18 protein-coding genes are annotated in these 17,163 nt (G+C 70.4%); 5 read left to right on the top strand and 13 right to left on the bottom strand.

The window, feature by feature from the left end; translation table 11 throughout:
* Window positions 1–114: 114 nt before the first annotated feature.
* Window positions 115–897 carry an SAM-dependent methyltransferase gene (locus OO69_RS23740; RefSeq protein ID WP_033282743.1) on the top strand — a complete coding sequence of 261 codons (783 nt, stop codon included), beginning with the start codon at window positions 115–117 and terminating at the stop codon, window positions 895–897.
* A gap of 54 nt (window positions 898–951) precedes the next feature.
* On the opposite strand, the gene gatB is transcribed toward OO69_RS23740, so the two are convergent.
* The 6 genes from gatB to OO69_RS23770 all read right to left on the bottom strand — a co-directional run bounded on the left by gatB (window position 952) and on the right by OO69_RS23770 (window position 5,543).
* Window positions 952–2,466 carry an Asp-tRNA(Asn)/Glu-tRNA(Gln) amidotransferase subunit GatB gene (gene gatB / locus OO69_RS23745; protein WP_033282744.1) on the bottom strand — a complete coding sequence of 505 codons (1,515 nt, stop codon included), beginning with the start codon at window positions 2,464–2,466 and terminating at the stop codon, window positions 952–954.
* Window positions 2,467–2,481: 15 nt separating this feature from the next.
* Window positions 2,482–2,724 (bottom strand): hypothetical protein, encoded by a 243-nt coding sequence (locus OO69_RS23750; RefSeq protein WP_019058562.1) that lies wholly within the window; start codon window positions 2,722–2,724, stop codon window positions 2,482–2,484.
* Window positions 2,721–4,223 carry an Asp-tRNA(Asn)/Glu-tRNA(Gln) amidotransferase subunit GatA gene (gatA, locus tag OO69_RS23755; RefSeq protein WP_033282745.1) on the bottom strand — a complete coding sequence of 501 codons (1,503 nt, stop codon included), beginning with the start codon at window positions 4,221–4,223 and terminating at the stop codon, window positions 2,721–2,723. Before gatA ends, OO69_RS23750 begins: the two co-directional genes overlap by 4 nt.
* A gap of 5 nt (window positions 4,224–4,228) precedes the next feature.
* Window positions 4,229–4,525 carry an Asp-tRNA(Asn)/Glu-tRNA(Gln) amidotransferase subunit GatC gene (gene gatC, locus OO69_RS23760; RefSeq protein ID WP_007384860.1) on the bottom strand — a complete coding sequence of 99 codons (297 nt, stop codon included), beginning with the start codon at window positions 4,523–4,525 and terminating at the stop codon, window positions 4,229–4,231.
* 92 nt (window positions 4,526–4,617) lie between these two features.
* Window positions 4,618–5,112 (bottom strand): cupin domain-containing protein, encoded by a 495-nt coding sequence (locus OO69_RS23765; protein WP_033282746.1) that lies wholly within the window; start codon window positions 5,110–5,112, stop codon window positions 4,618–4,620.
* 59 nt (window positions 5,113–5,171) lie between these two features.
* Window positions 5,172–5,543 (bottom strand): DUF4267 domain-containing protein, encoded by a 372-nt coding sequence (locus OO69_RS23770; protein ID WP_033282747.1) that lies wholly within the window; start codon window positions 5,541–5,543, stop codon window positions 5,172–5,174.
* A 96-nt stretch (window positions 5,544–5,639) separates the two neighbouring features.
* On the opposite strand from OO69_RS23770, the gene OO69_RS23775 reads away from it, so the two are divergent.
* On the top strand, window positions 5,640–6,224 hold the full coding sequence (locus OO69_RS23775; protein WP_033282748.1) for a TetR/AcrR family transcriptional regulator: 585 nt from the start codon (window positions 5,640–5,642) through the stop codon (window positions 6,222–6,224).
* Between the two features lie 93 nt (window positions 6,225–6,317).
* On the opposite strand, the gene OO69_RS23780 is transcribed toward OO69_RS23775, so the two are convergent.
* From OO69_RS23780 to OO69_RS23805, 6 genes are all read right to left on the bottom strand, one after another.
* Window positions 6,318–8,576, bottom strand: a complete 2,259-nt coding sequence (locus tag OO69_RS23780; RefSeq protein ID WP_033282749.1) for a putative bifunctional diguanylate cyclase/phosphodiesterase — start codon at window positions 8,574–8,576, stop codon at window positions 6,318–6,320.
* Window positions 8,577–8,846: 270 nt separating this feature from the next.
* The gene (gene ligA / locus OO69_RS23785) at window positions 8,847–11,039 is read right to left on the bottom strand and encodes an NAD-dependent DNA ligase LigA (protein WP_033282750.1); all 2,193 of its coding nucleotides are present in this window, start codon (window positions 11,037–11,039) and stop codon (window positions 8,847–8,849) included.
* Window positions 11,040–11,054: 15 nt separating this feature from the next.
* The gene (locus tag OO69_RS23790) at window positions 11,055–12,062 is read right to left on the bottom strand and encodes a methionine synthase (RefSeq protein ID WP_033282751.1); all 1,008 of its coding nucleotides are present in this window, start codon (window positions 12,060–12,062) and stop codon (window positions 11,055–11,057) included.
* A gap of 127 nt (window positions 12,063–12,189) precedes the next feature.
* Window positions 12,190–12,573, bottom strand: coding sequence for a hypothetical protein (locus OO69_RS23795; protein WP_033282752.1), 384 nt, complete (start codon window positions 12,571–12,573; stop codon window positions 12,190–12,192).
* Entirely contained in the window at window positions 12,570–13,268 is a 699-nt protein-coding gene (locus OO69_RS23800) for an SDR family oxidoreductase (RefSeq protein WP_033282753.1), read from the bottom strand. Before OO69_RS23800 ends, OO69_RS23795 begins: the two co-directional genes overlap by 4 nt.
* 7 nt (window positions 13,269–13,275) lie before the next feature.
* Window positions 13,276–13,815 carry a TIGR00730 family Rossman fold protein gene (locus tag OO69_RS23805; RefSeq protein ID WP_033282754.1) on the bottom strand — a complete coding sequence of 180 codons (540 nt, stop codon included), beginning with the start codon at window positions 13,813–13,815 and terminating at the stop codon, window positions 13,276–13,278.
* A 50-nt stretch (window positions 13,816–13,865) separates the two neighbouring features.
* Here OO69_RS23805 and OO69_RS23810 point away from each other — a divergent pair, with 50 nt between their 5' ends.
* Window positions 13,866–14,189, top strand: a complete 324-nt coding sequence (locus OO69_RS23810; RefSeq protein WP_033282755.1) for a DUF427 domain-containing protein — start codon at window positions 13,866–13,868, stop codon at window positions 14,187–14,189.
* A 37-nt stretch (window positions 14,190–14,226) separates the two neighbouring features.
* The gene (locus tag OO69_RS23815; RefSeq protein WP_033282756.1) at window positions 14,227–15,006 is read left to right on the top strand and encodes an alpha/beta fold hydrolase; all 780 of its coding nucleotides are present in this window, start codon (window positions 14,227–14,229) and stop codon (window positions 15,004–15,006) included.
* Between the two features lie 45 nt (window positions 15,007–15,051).
* Here OO69_RS23815 and mnmA read toward each other — a convergent pair whose 3' ends face one another.
* Window positions 15,052–16,182: a tRNA 2-thiouridine(34) synthase MnmA gene (mnmA, locus tag OO69_RS23820; RefSeq protein WP_033282757.1), complete on the bottom strand. Its 1,131-nt coding sequence runs from the start codon at window positions 16,180–16,182 to the stop codon at window positions 15,052–15,054.
* Window positions 16,183–16,242: 60 nt separating this feature from the next.
* On the opposite strand from mnmA, the gene OO69_RS23825 reads away from it, so the two are divergent.
* Window positions 16,243–16,983 carry an N-acetylmuramoyl-L-alanine amidase gene (locus OO69_RS23825; RefSeq protein ID WP_033282758.1) on the top strand — a complete coding sequence of 247 codons (741 nt, stop codon included), beginning with the start codon at window positions 16,243–16,245 and terminating at the stop codon, window positions 16,981–16,983.
* Window positions 16,984–17,163: the final 180 nt, after the last annotated feature.

Raw genomic sequence — 17,163 nt, forward strand, 5'->3', positions numbered from 1 at the left:
GGGCGAGGGTAGCGCCTCCGCCTGAGAAACCTGGTGCGCGGCCAACCGACGTCCTCCACAATCTCGTTGCTTCCTCACAGCAACCTACGCAGAACCGGAGGACACCGTTCACCGATGCCGGACACCGACCTGACCGCCCGCCTGACCCACCCCGACTACCCGCGCAGCAACACCTACGACGCCAGCTGGACCATCGAGAACCAGATGGGCCCGCACGCCCTGTGGCTCCTGGAATGGCTGGCCCCGGCCCTCGGCCTGGACACCCTGCCCCCGGGCGCCCGCGTCCTGGACCTGGGCTGCGGACGCGCCATGACCTCCGTCTTCCTCGCCAAGGAGTACGGCGTCCAGGTCACCGCGGCCGACCTGTGGGTGAAGCCCGACGAGAACGCCGTACGGATCGCGGAGGCGGGTGTCGCCGACCGCGTGCTCCCCCTCCGGGTGGAGGCGCATGACATCCCCTTCGGGGAGGGCACGTTCGACGCGATCGTGTCGATCGACGCCTACCAGTACTTCGGTACCGCCGACCTGTATCTGCCCACCCTGACAAGGCTGTTGAAGCCGGGTGGCCGGATCGGGGTCGTCATGCCCGCCCTCCGGGAGGAACTCGCGGGCGACGAACCCCCGGAGCACCTCAAGCCCTTCTGGGACCCCGGTTTCTGGGCGTTCCACTCCCCCGCCTGGTGGCGCCGCCACTGGACCCGCGGCGGGACCGTGCAGGTCGAGACCGCCGACTGGCAGCCCGACGGCTGGAAGGACTGGTTGCTGTGGAGCGAGGTGTGCGCCGCGGAGAGTCCGTACGCGTGGATGGCGGACATGGCCCGTGAGTCGGTGGACCTGGTGAAGGCCGACCAGGGGCAACTCCTCGGCTTCGCCCGGGTCGTGGGCCGCCGGGTGTGACGGGAACGGCCCCGGAGAGCGGGTCTCCGGGGCCGTTCGCTGGGGCGTACTGGCTCAGCCTTCGCTGACACCCAGCTGCTCCAGGATGAGCTCCTTGACGCGGGCCGCGTCGGCCTGGCCCCGGGTGGCCTTCATGACCGCGCCGACCAGCGCGCCGACCGCGGCCACCTTGCCGCCGCGGATCTTGTCGGCGACGCCCGGGTTGCCGGCGATGGCCTCCTGGACGGCGGTGGTGAGGGCGCCGTCGTCCGAGACGACCTTCAGGCCGCGCTTCTCGACGACCTCGTCCGGGGTGCCCTCGCCGGCGAGGACGCCTTCGATGACCTGGCGGGCGAGCTTGTCGTTCAGGTCGCCGGCCGTGACCAGCGCGGTGACCCGGGCGACCTGCTCCGGCGTGATGGGCAGCTCGTCGAGCGCCTTGCCGGACTCGTTGGCGCTGCGGGCGAGTTCGCCCATCCACCACTTGCGGGCGGAGGCCGCGTCGGCACCGGCGTCGATCGTGGCGACGATCGGGTCGATGGCACCGGCGTTGAGGATCGACTGCATGTCGAACGCGGTGATCCCCCACTCCTCGCTCAGCCGGTTGCGGCGGGCGAGCGGCTGCTCGGGCAGACCGCCGCGGATCTCCTCGACCCACTCGCGCGAGGGGGCCACCGGAACGAGGTCCGGCTCGGGGAAGTAGCGGTAGTCCTCCGCCTCCTCCTTCACGCGGCCCGAGGTCGTCGACCCGGTGTCCTCGTGGAAGTGGCGGGTCTCCTGGATGATCGTGCCGCCGGAGTTCAGCACCGCGGCGTGGCGCTGGATCTCGTAACGGGCGGCACGCTCCACGGAACGCAGCGAGTTGACGTTCTTCGTCTCGCTCCGGGTGCCGAACTTCTCTCGGCCGTGCGGGCGCAGCGACAGGTTCACGTCGCAGCGCATCTGCCCCTGCTCCATACGGGCTTCCGACACACCGAGCGCCCGGATCAGCTCGCGCAGCTCGGCGACGTACGCCTTCGCGACCTCGGGAGCACGCTCACCGGCGCCCTCGATCGGCTTGGTGACGATCTCGATGAGGGGGATGCCGGCGCGGTTGTAGTCGAGCAGCGAGTGCGAGGCGCCGTGGATACGGCCCGTCGCGCCGCCGACGTGCAGCGACTTGCCGGTGTCCTCCTCCATGTGGGCGCGCTCGATCTGCACCCGGAAGGTCTCGCCGTCCTCCAACTGGACGTCCAGATAGCCGTTGAAGGCGATCGGCTCGTCGTACTGGGAGGTCTGGAAGTTCTTCGGCATGTCCGGATAGAAGTAGTTCTTCCGGGCGAAGCGGCACCACTCGGCGATCTCGCAGTTCAGCGCGAGGCCGATCTTGATCGCGGACTCGACGCCGATCGCGTTGACGACCGGGAGCGCGCCGGGCATGCCGAGGCACGTCGGGCAGGTCTGCGAGTTGGGCTCGGCGCCCAGCTCGGTCGAACAGCCGCAGAACATCTTGGTCTTGGTGCCGAGTTCGACATGGACCTCAAGGCCCATGACGGGGTCGTACGACGCGAGAGCGTCCTCGTACGACTCCAGGTCGGTCGTGGTGGTCACGGTGAACTTTCCCTCTCAGCCCAGCAGGACGTCGTCGTCGCCCAGCCGCTTCAGCTCGCGGTACAGGATGGCGAAGCCGGTGACGAGCGCGACGGCGGACACCGTGGCGTCGATCAGACGGAGCGTGTCGTGCTCGGTGCGCGCCTTCTTGATCTGCTTGGCGACACCCAGCGCGCCGAACGCGGTGGTGGCCATCGACACGTACGTGCCGGACTTGGACTTCTTGAAGCCCTTGGCCTTCGACAGTGCATTGCTCACAGCGACGGTGCCTCCTCAAGCAGCGGGTGGCCCCACTTTTCCACGAAGGCGGCCTCGACGGCGGCGCCGACCTTGTAAAGACGGTCGTCCTTCAGCGCCGGGGCGATGATCTGCAGCCCGACCGGGAGACCGTCCTCCGGCGCGAGACCGCAGGGCAGCGACATGGCCGAGTTGCCCGCCAGGTTGGTCGGGATGGTGCACAGGTCCGCGAGGTACATCGCCATCGGGTCGTCGGCGCGCTCGCCGATCGGGAAGGCGGTGGTCGGCGTGGTCGGCGAGACGATCACGTCGACGCTCTCGAACGACTTCTCGAAGTCGCGCGTGATGAGCGTACGGACCTTCTGGGCGCTGCCGTAGTACGCGTCGTAGTAGCCGGAGCTCAGCGCGTACGTCCCGAGCATGATGCGGCGCTTCACCTCGGGGCCGAAGCCCGCCTCACGGGTGATGGAGGTGACCTCTTCGGCCGAGTGGGTGCCGTCGTCGCCGACCCGGAGGCCGTAGCGCAGGCCGTCGAAGCGGGCCAGGTTCGACGAGCACTCGGAGGGCGCGATCAGGTAGTACGCCGACAGGGCGAGGTCGAAGGACGGGCAGTCCAACTCGACGATTTCCGCGCCCAGTTCCTTCAGCACCGCGACGGCCTCGTCGAAGCGCTGGATGACGCCGGCCTGGTAGCCCTCGCCGCGGAACTGCTTGACGACGCCTACGCGCATGCCCTGCACGCTGCCGTTGCGGGCGGCCTCGACGACCGGCGGGACCGGGGCGTCGATCGACGTGGAGTCGAGCGGGTCGTGTCCGGCGATCGCCTCGTGCAGGAGCGCCGCGTCCAGGACCGTACGGGCGCACGGGCCGCCCTGGTCCAGGGAGCTGGAGAAGGCGACCATGCCGTAGCGGGAGACCGCACCGTACGTCGGCTTGACACCGACCGTGCCGGTGACGGCGGCGGGCTGGCGGATGGAACCGCCGGTGTCCGTGCCGATCGCGAGCGGCGACTGGAAGGAGGCGAGCGCGGCGGAGGAACCGCCACCGGAGCCGCCGGGGATCTTGGTGAGGTCCCAGGGGTTGCCGGTAGGCCCGTAAGCACTGTTCTCGGTGCTGGACCCCATGGCGAACTCGTCCATGTTGGTCTTGCCGAGGATGACGACGTCGGCGGCCTTCAGCCGCTTGGTGACGGTCGCGTCGTACGGCGGGATCCAGCCTTCGAGGATCTTGGAGCCGACCGTGGTCGGGATGCCCTCGGTGGTGAAGATGTCCTTGAGCGCGAGCGGTACGCCGGCCAGCGGGCCGAGCTGCTCGCCCCTGGCCCGCTTCTCGTCGACGGCGCGGGCCTGCGCGAGGGCGCCCTCGCGGTCGACGTGCAGGAAGGCGTGCACCTTCGCGTCGACTTCCTCGATCCGGGCGAGGTGGGCCTCGGTGACCTCGACGGCCGTGAGCACGCCGGACGCGATGTTCGCGGCGATCTCGGCGGCGGTGAGCCGGATGATGCTGCTGTGGTCCGTCATGGTGGTTAGTCCTCCCCCAGGATCTGCGGCACCTTGAAACGCTGCTGCTCCTGGGCCGGGGCGCCGGAGAGCGCCTGCTCGGGGGTGAGCGAGGGACGGACCTCGTCCGCGCGCATGACGTTCGTCAGCGGCAGCGGGTGGGAGGTCGGCGGTACGTCTTGGTCGGCGACCTCGCTGACGCGGGCGACCGCGCCGATGATGTCGTCCAGCTGTCCCGCGAAGTGTTCGAGCTCTTCGGGCTTCAGCTCCAGACGCGCCAGCCGGGCGAGGTGGGCGACCTCCTCGCGCGTGATGCCAGGCATGCGGCGTTCCTCTGGGGTGAGTGTGTGTGGTTTGGCGCCAATCCTATGGGGCGGGGGCCCTCAGCCGTTAAACGGTTTCGCCGGGACCCCGGTCACCGGCCTCGCGCGTCCCACACCGGGCTCTTCATGAAGTGGTTGTCGTACAGCTCCTGCACCTCCAGAAGGCTCTCCGGACCGACCTCTCCGAGGGCGATGCGCTGGAGGTGACGGAAGTACTCGAAGCGCTCGACACCGGGGGTGATGACGATGAGGAGGTCGGCGTCGGCACCGGGTGCGGCGGCGAAGGCGTGGGGCAGGCCCGGCGGGACGACGACCAGGTCACCGGGTCCGGCGGTGACGACCTGGTCGCCGGAGAGGATCTCGGCGGCGCCGTCGAGCAGGAAGAACATCTCGGCGGAGTTGTCGTGCCAGTGCGGCTTGGCGCCGTCCGCTCCCCCGCTGAGGGTGACGCGCTGGGTGGACAGCGCCCCGCCGGTCGCGCTGCTGTCCGCCAGCAGCTTGACGGTGGTCGGCGCCCGGCCGACGACCTCGGCCTCGGCCTCGCGGACGATCACGGACTCGTCGAACTTCGGTACGAGCAACGACATTTCGGGGCCCCGTTCGGATGAGGAATGCGGACGAGAAGGAGAAGCACGACTCGGACGGCTCAGGCAAGGAACAGCAGCACGGCACTGATCAGTACAACGATCGCCGTGGCGAAGTGGATCCCGAAAGCGACGGCTTTCGCCCCGCCGTGGCGCAGCACTATCAGGGTGTCGCCGAACGGCACGAGGGCCACGCCGAGCATGAACCAGGCCTCCGCGTGCGCCCCGGCGAAGGCCAGCACCGCGAGGCCCACCACGCCCAGCGTGCCGTCCCTGAGGCCCTTGATCGTGAGGTAGGCGCCGGCGTCACCGGCGGGGTCGGCCGGGACCCCGTAACCGGCGGCGGCGGAGCCGGGCTGGAACAGGAACCGGTAGCCCAGGAACAGGCAGAACAGGTCGAGCACGATCGCCAGGGTGTACGCGGTGATGGTCATGCCACTTCTCCTCGTCTCGTTTTCTAGCAACGCTAGCGACAAGAGCGAAGCTAACAGAGCATCGAAAGAAACGCTAGCGATGCTAGAATCCCGGGCATGACGATTCAGACGCGCCGGGAGCGCGAACGGGCGGAGCGGGAGCAACTGATCGTCTCGGCCGCACGCGAACTGGCCGAGACGGAGGGCTGGGACGCGGTGACGACCCGGCGCCTGGCATCCGAGATCGAGTACAGCCAGCCCGTCCTCTACAGCCACTTCAAGGACAAGGGCGCGATCATGGCGGCGGTGGCGGTGGAGGGCTGCGCCGTGCTGGCCGCCGAGTTGCGTACGGCGCGCACGGCGGCGAAGGGCACGCGCGGGGCACTGAGCGCGGTCGGTGAGACGTACACGTCGTTCGCGCGCCGCCGCCCGGCCCTCTACGACGCGATGTTCACGCACATGGTGGACCTGCCGTTCGCCACCCCGGAGGCACCGGCGCCCTTGCAGGCGGCCTTCGGCGAGATCTTCCAGGCCGTCGAGCCCATCGCGGCCGAGGGCGACGACCCGGGCGTGCTGACGGAGACGTACTGGGCGGGCCTGCACGGACTGGTCACGCTGATGCGCAGCGGCCGCCTACCGGAGAAGGCCCACGAGCAGCGACTCGCGCTACTGACCGCCCACTTCACAGCAGGGGCAAGTTGAACCCCCCTAGGGGCGCGGGGAACTGCGCGACCAGCCACAACCGGGCCGCAGCCGCGACCAAACAGAAGCCCCCACCCCACTAGGCGCAGAAGGTCACCCGATCCGCCCCGGATCATCCGCAGCCGCCGCCGGCAACGCAGCCCGAGGCCGCTGCCACCCCCGAGACCCCCGCGCCCGCAACCAAGCCGTCATGTCCTCGGGAGGCATCGCCGCAGCAACAAGCCACCCCTGCACGGCATCACACCCAAGATCCCGCAACCGCTCCCACGTCTCGTCGTCCTCAACCCCCTCAGCCACGACGAGCAACCCGAGGGAATGCGCGAGATCAACGGTGCACCGAACGATCTCCGCATCCTCCGTGTCCACCGCCAGCCGAGCCACGAACGACCGGTCGATCTTCAACTCACTGACCGGCAGCCGCCGTAGATGCACCAGGGACGAATACCCCGTACCGAAGTCGTCGAGAGACATCTTCACGCCGTGCCCGGTCAGCCCGTTGAGGGTGTCGGCGGCGCGCTGGGGGTCCTCCAGGAGGACGTGTTCGGTGATCTCCAGCTGGAGCGAGCCCGGCGGGACACCGTGCCGGGCGAGGCGCGCGGCGACCGAGCCGGCGAAGCCGGGGGTGTGGACGTCGCGCGGGGAGACGTTCACCGCGACCGGCACGAACAGCCCCTGGGCGCGCCACCTGGCGACCTGGGCGAGCGCCGTGTCCAGCACGTACTCCGTCAGGTGGGGCATCAGCCCGGACGACTCGGCGATCGCTATGAACTCGTCCGGCGGCACCTTCCCGCGCTCCGGGTGCACCCACCGCACCAGCGCCTCGAGCCCCGCCACCTGACCGTCGAACCGGACCTTGGGCTGGTAGTGCAGCTGCACCTCGTGCGCGTCGAGCGCCCGCCGCAGATCCCCCAACAGGCCCAGCCGGTCAGGGGTGTTGGAGTCCCGCTTGGACTCGTAGACCTCTACGCCCGTACGGTCCCGCTTCGCCTGGTACATCGCGACGTCGGCCCGCCGCAGCAGCCCCTCGGCGTCGAGGGCGTGGTCGGGGAAGACGGCGACACCCGCGCTGGCCTCCAGGACGAGGGTGAGTCCGTCGAGGTCGAGCGGGGAGCTGAGCGCGGCGACGAGGTTGCGGGCGACCCGGGTCGCGGATGTCGTGGAGTCGGCGACGGGCAGCAGGACGGCGAACTCGTCACCGCCGAGCCGCGCGGCCTCCGCCCCGCGCGGCAGCGCCACCCGCAGCCGGTCGGCTATCTGCAACAGCAGCCGGTCACCGGCGAGATGGCCCAACGTGTCGTTGACCGACCGGAACCGGTCGAGGTCGATCAGCATGAGCGCGGCCTTGGCGCCGATGCGCTCGGCGTCGTCCAGAGCGGTCCAGATGCGCTCCAGGAGCCACTGCCGGTTGGGCAGCCCGGTGAGCGGGTCGCGCAGCTGCTCCTCGGCCCGGGCCCGGGCCATCCACAGGGTGGAGTCGAGGGCGATGAGCGGGATCGAGAACAGGGGCAGCAGGACCGGCTGGGCCACGGCGACCACGCAGATGAGCGGCGCGATACCGAGCAGGGCTACGGCGACCAGGCCCTGTCTGAGCAGGGCGGTGCGGGCGACGGTGGGCAGTCCGCCGTGGCGCGGGGCGTGCAGATACCAGAGCAGGGTGCGGGTCACGGCGAGGTACGCGACGGCGACCAGGACCACCTCGGGGGCGGTGTAGACCGTCCAGGTGTCCGGGTTCCAGGGCTTCTCGACGGACGGCACCCGGCCGAAGGCGCCCAGCACGAGTGCGCCGGCGGCTATGCCGAGGATGTCCACCGCGCCGTGCAGGACGCCCTGGCGCCAGCGGTTGCGCCTGGCTATGCCGACCAGGACGACGACCGTGAGGCTGACCATGCCGGCGGCGACCCAGCCGTAGAGCAGCAGGACGCCGAGGGTGAGGGCGGCGCCCGAGCCGGTGCCGCCCCACCAGCGGGCGCGGCCGAGGGCGACGAGGTGGCCGACGATGATGCCGGTCAGGACGGCGAGCGACCAGCCGACCGTGCCGGACGGGAAGAGCGCGTGGTCGCCGGTGAACGCCCGGAAGAAGCCGGCGCCGAGGACGAAGCCGGCCGCGACCACGACCGCCGTGGGCAGCGCGGGCCAGGTCAGATGGCGGTCGCCGTCGCCCGGCAGCCCGGAGCCCGGGTCGGCGGAGAGTGGTGCGGAGTGGCGGGCGTCGGGTGTGGAGTACTGTCCGGTGGCGCGCGGCTGGGTGGCGCCCGGACGCTCCACGGGTCGCGCTCCCCAACGACTCTCCCGCCAGGCGCCGGTGAGCCGGCGCAGCAGTGAGTCCGGGGGGGCGCTCTCGGTCGGTTCCATTCCCGTCCCTCTCACAGCCGGCGGTGCCCACGCCACGCGGTCCGATGCCCGACTTCCGTCAACGGCACCGCGTTTGGAAAACCCCTCCCCCTGCTCACCAAGAGCAGGGGGTTGCCCCAACCGCAGCTGGGCACGGCAGGTGCACACCTCAACAGTAGGCCGCAGAAGGCTTCCACGGGCAGCGGTCGTAGACGGTTGCCCGAATGCGACCCGGCCACCCGTATGCATCTGGTATGCGCCGATCGGGTGGGCTTCAACCGCCGCACCTCGCTACTCCTCGACCGGAAGCGCGACTTCGGCGGCAGCCTCGGGTCCCTGCTCCAACAGGACAACGAAGCCGTCCTCGTTCAGAACAGGCACCTTGACCTGCATCGCCTTGTCGTACTTCGAACCAGGATTGTCACCTACGACAACGAAAGACGTCTTCTTCGAAACAGAACCGGTCACTTTCGCTCCCCGGCTCTGCAGGGCGTCCTTCGCCCCGTCCCGCGTGAAGTGCTCGAGTGTGCCGGTGACGACCACGGTGAGACCTTCGAGCGGGCGCGGGCCCTCGTCCTCGGCGGAACCCTCCTCCTCCATCCGGACCCCGGCGGCCCGCCACTTGCGGAGGATCTCCTGGTGCCAGTCCTCGGCGAACCACTCCTTGAGGGAGGCGGCGATGATCCCGCCGACACCGGCGGTGTCCGCCAACTCCTTCTCGGTGGCCTGCTCGATCCGCTCGATCGAACGGAACTCGCGGGCCAGCGCCTCGGCCGCGACCGGGCCGACATGACGGATCGACAGGCCGGTGAGGATGCGGGCGAGCGGGCTGTCCTTGGCCGCCGCGATGGTCTCCAGCATCGCCAGCGCGTTCTTCTTGGGCTCGCCCTGCTGGTTGGCGAAGACCGTGACGATCTTCTCCTCGCCGGTGTTCGGATCGCGCTTGGGCAGCCCGCTGTTCTGGTCGAGGACGTACGCCTTGATGGGCAGCAACTGCTCGATGGTGAGGTCGAACAGGTCTCCCTCGTCCTTCAGCGGCGGGTCGGCCGGCTCCAGCGGCTGGGTGAGAGCGGCGGCCGACACATAGCCGAAGTGGTCGATGTCCAGCGCCTTGCGGCCCGCGAGGTAGAAGAGCCGCTCCCTCAACTGGGCAGGGCAGGCACGGGCGTTCGGGCAGCGGAGGTCGATGTCGCCCTCCTTCATCGGCCGCAGCGGGGTCCCGCACTCGGGGCACTCGGCCGGCATCACGAACTCCCGCTCGCTGCCGTCGCGCAGGTCGGCGACCGGGCCGAGGATCTCCGGGATGACGTCACCGGCCTTGCGCAGCACCACCGTGTCGCCGATGAGGACGCCCTTGGCCTTGACGACCTCCTGGTTGTGCAGCGTCGCGAACTCGACCTCCGAGCCGGCCACCGTCACCGGCTCGACCTGGGCGTACGGCGTGACCCGGCCCGTACGGCCCACGCCCACGCGGATGTTGACGAGCTTGGTGTTGACCTCCTCGGGCGCGTACTTCCACGCGATCGCCCAGCGCGGGGCGCGGGAGGTGGAGCCGAGCCGCCCCTGGAGGGGGATCTCGTCGAGCTTGACGACGACGCCGTCGATCTCGTGCGCCACGGAGTGGCGGTTCTCGCCGTAGTACCGGATGAACTCCCGTACGCCGTCGAGGTCGTCGACCACCTTGTTGTACGACGAGGTCGGCAGGCCCCAGGACTTCAGCAGGGCGTACGCCTCGGAGAGGCGGGTGAGGGGGTCGAAGCCCTCCAGGGCGCCGATGCCGTGCACGACCATGTGCAGGGGGCGGGTGGCGGTGACGCGGGGGTCCTTCTGGCGCAGTGAACCCGCCGCCGCGTTCCGGGGGTTGGCGAAGGGCTTGTCGCCGGCCTCGACCAGCCGGGCGTTCAGCTCCTCGAACTTCTCCATCGGGAAGTAGACCTCGCCGCGGATCTCCACGAGGTCGGGCACGCGGTCGCCGGTCAGGCGGTCCGGGATCTCCGCGATCGTACGGACGTTGGGCGTGATGTCCTCGCCCGTACGGCCGTCACCGCGGGTCGCCGCGCGCGTGAGACGGCCGTGCTCATACGTCAGGTTGACGGCGAGGCCGTCGACCTTCAGCTCGCACAGGAAGTGGTAGTCGGAGGTACCGACGTCCTTCTGGACACGCTCGGCCCAGGCCGCCAGCTCCAGGTCGTCGAACGCGTTGTCCAGGGAGAGCATGCGGGAGCGGTGGACGACGGAGGTGAACTCCGTCTCGTACGCCCCCGCGACCTTCTGGGTCGGCGAGTCCGGCGTGCGCAGCTCCGGGTACTCCTCCTCCAGCGCCTCCAGGGAGCGCAGGAGCTTGTCGAAGTCCGCGTCGCTGACGACCGGTGCATCGTTCACGTAGTACCGGAAGCGGTGCTCCTCGATCTGCTCAGCGAGCTGCGCGTGCTTCTCCCGTGCCTCTGCGGGCACCGCCGTCTCCGCTTGCCTGTCGCCGGCCACCGTGTTGTCCTTCCGTCACTCAGGGTTGTCCGCGAGGGATCTCGCCGCCCGGACGCAGTGGGCGAGGGCCTGGCGCGCGTACTCGGGAGAAGCCCCCGCGAGTCCGCACGACGGGGTGATCGTGACCGCCTCCGCGAGAAGTCCCGGTCGCAGCCCCAGCCTGCGCCACAGCGTCCTGACACCCATGACGCTACCGGCAGGGTCCGACAACGCGGTGTCCGTGCCCGGCACGACACCGGCGAAGAGCCGGGTGCCGGCCTCGACCGCCTCGCCGATCACGTCGTCGTCACGCTCGGTGAGGAGCGAGAAGTCGAAGGAGATCCCGGCCGCGCCCGCCCGGCGCAGCAGGGCGAACGGCACGTCCGGTGCGCAGGAGTGGACGACGACCGGGCTGTCCACGTGCACCCGGACGACCTCGCGGAGCGTGCTCTCGACGAGTTGACGGTCGACGGCGCGGTAGGTGCGGTAGCCGCTGGCAGACCTGACGTGTCCGCGCAGGACGCCGATCAGGGACGGCTCGTCGAGCTGCAGCACGATCTGGGCGCCGGGGACGCGGCGTTGGACTTCGCCGAGGTGGATGCCCAGGCCCTCGGCGAGCGAGCCGGCGAGGTCGCGGCAGGCGCCGGGGTCGGAGAGCACGGCCTCGCCGTTCCTCAACTCCAGGCCGGCGGCGAGCGACCAGGGCCCCACGGCCTGCACCTTGAGCGGCCCCTCGTACCCCTGGGTGAACTCCTCGAACGCGTCGAGGTCCTCCCCCAGCCACGCCCACGCCCGCTTCGTGTCCCGCCCCGGCCGGTCCCCGATCCGCCACCCGCTGGGCTCCACACGCGCGTACACCTCGACGAGCAGTCCCGCGGTCCGGCCGATCATGTCCGCGCCGGGTCCCCGGGCGGGCAGCTCGGGCAGGAACGGGAAGTCCTCGAAGGCCCCGGTCGCGGTCTTCGCGGCCTCACGGGCGTCGGTGCCGGGCAGGGAACCGACACCGGTGGCGGGACCGAAGCTGAACTGGCTGTTGTTGCTCACCCTGGAAGCCTACGGAACCCTCCGGGGGTGAAGCAGAGCCCCTGGGGGCTGCGCCCCCAGACTCCCGCTCCGGCCCCGAAAGGGCCTTGTCCTCAGACGCCGGACGGGCTGGGAAACGACCGGCGATTCAACGCATCCGGATCCTGAGCCGCCCCAGGAACGCGACCATCCGCTCCGGGTCCGCGACCTCCAGGTTGTTGCCGAAGCGGTCGCGCTCCCAGGAGACATCCGTCCCGCCGTGCACGCTGCCGCTCCCGATGAACTCGCCGTCGGCGTCGAGCAGGGCGATGGTCACGCTGCCGAAGCAGCGGCAGATGTCGTCGATGAAAGCGCCGGTCGTGGTGAGAGAGCGCAGCTCCGCGAGCTCCTCTGCGTCGAACACCTCACCTATGAGCCCCCGTTCGGCGAGCGGCCCATAGTTGTCGCCGCCTTCGAGGACGACCGCGGCTGCCGTGCGCCCCCAGACCTCGTCGAGCCAGTCCAGGATTTCAGCACCGCTCGCCCCGTTCACCGCCCCGGCCGCACCGTCAGGTCGTTGACCTCCGCATCCCCCGGCAGATCGATCGCCATCAGGATCGTCGTCGCGACCGACTCGGGGTCGATCCACTGGGAGGGGTCGTACTGCTTGCCCTCCTGTTGGTGGACCTTCGCCTGCATGGGGCTGGCGGTGCGGCCCGGGTAGACCGAGGTGACGCGGACGCCGTTGGCGTGTTCCTCGTGGCGCAGGGAGTCCGCCAGAGCCTTCAGGCCGTGCTTGGAGGCGGCGTACGCGGACCAGTCGGCGCTCGCCCGCAGGCCCGCGCCGGAGTTCACGAAGAGGACGTGGCCGCCGGACAGGCGGAGTTGGGGCAGGAAGTGGCGGGTCAGTTCGGCGGGGGCGATCAGGTTGACGTTGAGCTGGTGGCGCCAGGTTTTCGGGGTCAGCCCGCCCACCGGGCCCAGGTCGACCACCCCGGCGATGTGCAGGAGCGTGTCCACGCGGTCGGGCAGGGTCTGGTGGGAGAACGCCCAGCTGAGTTTGTCCGGGTCGGCCAGGTCGCCCACCAGGGTGCTCGCCCCGGGGTACTCCGCCGCCAGTTCCTTCGCGCGGCCCGCGTCGCGCGCGTGGAGCACGAGTTGGTCCCCGCGCGCGTGCAGCCGGCGGGCGACGGCCGCGCCGATACCGGAACCGGCCCCGGTGATCACATGTGTTGCCATGTCCGCCATGCTCGCATCAGCGGGTACCGAAAGACTCCTCCAGGTAGGCCAGCGCCCCCACCGGCTCCTCCGCGAAGAACACCAGGTCCGTGAGCGGGACCGGCAGGAACCCCTCGTCCTCCATCCGCCGGAACTGGGTCTTCAGGCCGTCGTAGAAGCCCGCGGTGTTGAGCAGCACGACCGGCTTGTCGGTGTGGCCGTGCTTCTTCAGCTCCAGGATCTCCGTCGCCTCGTCCAGCGTCCCCGTGCCGCCCACCATGACCACCACGGCGTCGGCCTTCTCCAGGAGGAGCTTCTTGCGTTCGGCGAGGTCGGCCGCGATCACCATCTCGTCGGCGCCGGCCCTCGTCCTCGCCGCCAGGAAGGTCACCGAGACGCCCACCAGCCGTCCACCGGCGGCCTGAACGCCGTCCGCGACCACCTTCATCAGCCCGACGTCCGAACCGCCCCACACGAGCGTGTGCCCGCCCTTGCCGAGCAGTTCCGCGAACTCGCGCGCGGGGCGCGTGTAGCGCTCGTCCAGGTCGGCGGCGGAGAGAAAGACACAGATCTTCATGTCGTCACCGTACGCGGGAAGAACCAGGGGCCCGCGAGTGCTTTTCCGGTATGGCCCAAGGACACACGATCACGATCGAGCAGGGCGACCGGCACGTCCGCGTCGTCCACGGCGACCAGGTGCTGGCGGAGAGCGACCGCCCCCTCGTCCTGAAGGAGACCGGTTCTCCGGTGCGGTACTACCTCCCCCCGGAGGACGTACGCCTCGACCTCCTGACCCCCTCCGAGACCCACACCCACTGCCCCTTCAAGGGCGACGCGTCCTACTGGTCGCTGCCGGACGCGCCCGACCTGGTGTGGGCGTACCCCGACCCCAAGCCCGACGTGGCCCAGATCAAGGACCACCTCTGCTTCTACGAAGTAGAAGTGTTGTGACCGATTAGTTCCCTGAGGTGCGGCAGTCTCCCGTTCCATGGACAAGAAGACTGTTTCGCGCGACGGCACCGCCATCGCGTACGAACGCATCGGTGCGGGTCCGCCCGTCGTCCTCGTCGGTGGCGCGATGACGACGGGCGACGGGCTCCTGCCGCTCGCGGCGCAGCTCGCGCACCGGTTCGGGGCCGTCCCGTACGACCGCCGCGGCCGGGGCGCGAGCGGCGACACGGCGCCGTTCGCGGTGGCCCGGGAGGTCGAGGACCTCGCGGCGCTGATCGACGCCGTGGGCGGCAGCGCGGCCCTCTACGGCCACTCGTCCGGCGCCGCCCTCGCCCTGCACGCGGTGGCGAGCGGCCTGCCGGTGACCCAAGTCGCCCTGTACGAGCCCCCGTTCGCCCTCGACTCGACCGGCGCCAAGGAGCGCGCCGAGTACACCGGGCGCCTCACGGAACTCCTCGCCGAGGGCCGCCACGGCGACGCCGTCGCCCTCTTCATGGCGCTCACCGGCGCACCCCCGGAGATGATCGACGGCGCCCGCCACTCCCCCATGTGGCCCGGCATGGAGGCCATCGCCCCCACCCTCGCCTACGACGACGCGGCCATGGGCGACGGTCTGGTGCCGGCGGAGCGGCTGGCGTCCCTGTCCGTCCCGGTGCTCACCATCGCGGGCGGCGCGAGCGCCGAGTGGATGCGGGAGGCCGCCCGGGCCGTGGCGGACACGGCGCCGGACGGGACGTACCGCACGCTGGACGGTCAGACCCACATGGTGGACCCGGCCGTCCTGGCACCGGTGCTCACGGAGTTCTTCGCCGACTAGCCACACGGGCCCGACATCACACGGACGGGCCCGGCATCGGCTGTCTCAGGCCATCGCCGTCGCCGCGCGCGTGGTCGTCGCGATCGTCGCCGACCCCACCACGCGCGTGTCGTCGTACAGCACGATCGCCTGCCCGGGGGCCACGCCCCGCACCGGCTCGGTGAACGACACCTCCAGGGTGCCGTCGACGAGTTCGGCGGTGACCTCGGTCTCGCCGCCGTGGGCGCGGAGCTGGGCGGTGTAGGTGCCGGGGCCGGTCGGGGCCGTGCCGCACCAGCGGGGCTTGACGGCGGTGAGGCCGCTGACGTCCAGGGAGGCGGCCGGGCCGACCGTCACCGTGTTGTCGACCGGGGAGATGTCCAGGACGTAGCGCGGCTTGCCGTCGGCGGCCGGGGTGCCGATCCGCAGGCCCTTGCGCTGGCCGATGGTGAAGCCGTACGCGCCCTCGTGCGAGCCGATGACGGAGCCGGACTCGTCGACGATGTCGCCCTCGGCCTTGCCGAGGCGGTTGGCGAGGAAGCCCTGGGTGTCGCCGTCGGCGATGAAGCAGATGTCGTGCGAGTCGGGCTTCTTGGCGACCGCGAGGCCACGGCGCTCGGCCTCCACGCGGATCTCGTCCTTCGTCGTGACCGTGTCGCCGAGCGGGAAGAGGGCGTGCGCGAGCTGCCGCTCGTCCAGGACGCCGAGGACGTACGACTGGTCCTTGGCCATGTCGGAGGCGCGGTGCAGTTCGCGGGTGCCGTCCTCGTTCACGATCACCTGGGCGTAGTGGCCGGTGCAGACCGCGTCGAAGCCGAGGGCGAGCGCCTTGTCGAGGAGCGCGGCGAACTTGATCTTCTCGTTGCAGCGCAGGCACGGGTTCGGGGTGCGGCCGGCCTCGTACTCGGCGACGAAGTCCTCGACGACGTCCTCGCGGAAGCGGTCGGCGAGGTCCCAGACGTAGAACGGGATGCCGATGACGTCGGCGGCGCGGCGGGCGTCCCGTGAGTCCTCGATCGTGCAACAGCCACGCGCGCCCGTGCGGAACGATTGCGGGTTCGCGGAGAGCGCGAGGTGGACACCGGTCACGTCGTGGCCGGCTTCCGCGGCGCGGGCGGCGGCGACGGCGGAATCGACGCCGCCCGACATGGCGGCGAGTACGCGAAGGGGGCGGGGGCGCTGCGAGGTCTCAGTCATAACCCTTCCAGGGTACGGGTCCTCGGGAACCGGGACCCGCGAGTATCCGTTGACGATCACATGGGGGAGACACAGAGCGATCAGAACCGTCAGGACGCCCAGGGCGATCCGGGCGACCGGCCGGCGAAGCCGCCCGGCACCGACGAGAAGCCGCCGGGCGGCACCGGCCGGCACCCCGGGCGGCGTGCGCTGCTCATCGGCGGGGCCGTGGCCGCCGTAGGGACCGCTGTGGTGGCCCGGGACGAGTTGGCGCGGTTGTGGTGGCGGACGCCGGGGGTGGAGAAGCCGCGGACTCCGGGGGCCGTCGATTTTCGGGGGGCCACGTGGGTGGCGGCTTCCTCGGCGAACTACCGGCGGGCCGACCGGCCGGACGACTACGCGATAGACCGGGTGGTCATCCATGTCACACAGGGCAGTTACGCGAGTGCCGTGAAGGCCTTCCAGGACCCCGGGCACCAGGCGGCCGCGCACTACATCGTCCGGCAGCGCGGCGACGTCACGCAGATGATCCGCGAGCTGGACGTGGCCTTCCACGCGGGGAACCGGTCGTACAACGAACGCAGTGTCGGCATCGAGCACGAGGGCTTCGTGGAGCGGAAGTCGTCGTTCACCGAGGCGATGTACGCGAGTTCCGCGCGGCTGACGGCCCAGATATGCGGGCGTTACGGAATCCCTGTGGACCGGGAGCATGTCATCGGGCATGTGGAGGTGCCGGGGACGGATCACACGGATCCCGGGCGGTACTGGGACTGGGACCGGTACATGACGCTCGTAAGGCGGGCACACCGGACGCAGGTGTGACTCGGGTCACAGGGCGGTTTGGCTATGAGTCGTTTCAGTCACGGCGGTGTCCGATGCGTCCCCTGTTCCGGATGTGACCTGGGGCACGCCAACTCGGCTTTCAGCCAAGGGGAGTTGGGGAGCGAGCCCGCACGCTTATCTTTCATAGATTGCTCTGCTGACTGCTAACAACCCCCCAGT

Source organism: Streptomyces sp. NRRL F-525, from assembly GCF_000716605.1.
In the GTDB taxonomy this organism is placed as follows: Bacteria; Actinomycetota; Actinomycetes; order Streptomycetales; family Streptomycetaceae; genus Streptomyces.

Bases quoted from the DNA above. Each gene is read 5' to 3' on its own strand.
- OO69_RS23740 (WP_033282743.1), top strand. From the start codon at position 115: ATGCCGGACACCGACCTGACCGCCCGCCTGACCCACCCCGACTACCCG.
- gatA (WP_033282745.1), bottom strand. From the start codon at position 4,223: ATGACGGACCACAGCAGCATCATCCGGCTCACCGCCGCCGAGATCGCC.
- gatC (WP_007384860.1), bottom strand. From the start codon at position 4,525: ATGCCTGGCATCACGCGCGAGGAGGTCGCCCACCTCGCCCGGCTGGCG.
- OO69_RS23765 (WP_033282746.1), bottom strand. From the start codon at position 5,112: ATGTCGTTGCTCGTACCGAAGTTCGACGAGTCCGTGATCGTCCGCGAG.
- OO69_RS23770 (WP_033282747.1), bottom strand. From the start codon at position 5,543: ATGACCATCACCGCGTACACCCTGGCGATCGTGCTCGACCTGTTCTGC.
- OO69_RS23775 (WP_033282748.1), top strand. From the start codon at position 5,640: ATGACGATTCAGACGCGCCGGGAGCGCGAACGGGCGGAGCGGGAGCAA.
- OO69_RS23780 (WP_033282749.1), bottom strand. From the start codon at position 8,576: ATGGAACCGACCGAGAGCGCCCCCCCGGACTCACTGCTGCGCCGGCTC.
- OO69_RS23800 (WP_033282753.1), bottom strand. From the start codon at position 13,268: ATGGCGGACATGGCAACACATGTGATCACCGGGGCCGGTTCCGGTATC.
- OO69_RS23805 (WP_033282754.1), bottom strand. From the start codon at position 13,815: ATGAAGATCTGTGTCTTTCTCTCCGCCGCCGACCTGGACGAGCGCTAC.
- OO69_RS23810 (WP_033282755.1), top strand. From the start codon at position 13,866: ATGGCCCAAGGACACACGATCACGATCGAGCAGGGCGACCGGCACGTC.
- OO69_RS23815 (WP_033282756.1), top strand. From the start codon at position 14,227: ATGGACAAGAAGACTGTTTCGCGCGACGGCACCGCCATCGCGTACGAA.
- mnmA (WP_033282757.1), bottom strand. From the start codon at position 16,182: ATGACTGAGACCTCGCAGCGCCCCCGCCCCCTTCGCGTACTCGCCGCC.
- OO69_RS23825 (WP_033282758.1), top strand. From the start codon at position 16,243: ATGGGGGAGACACAGAGCGATCAGAACCGTCAGGACGCCCAGGGCGAT.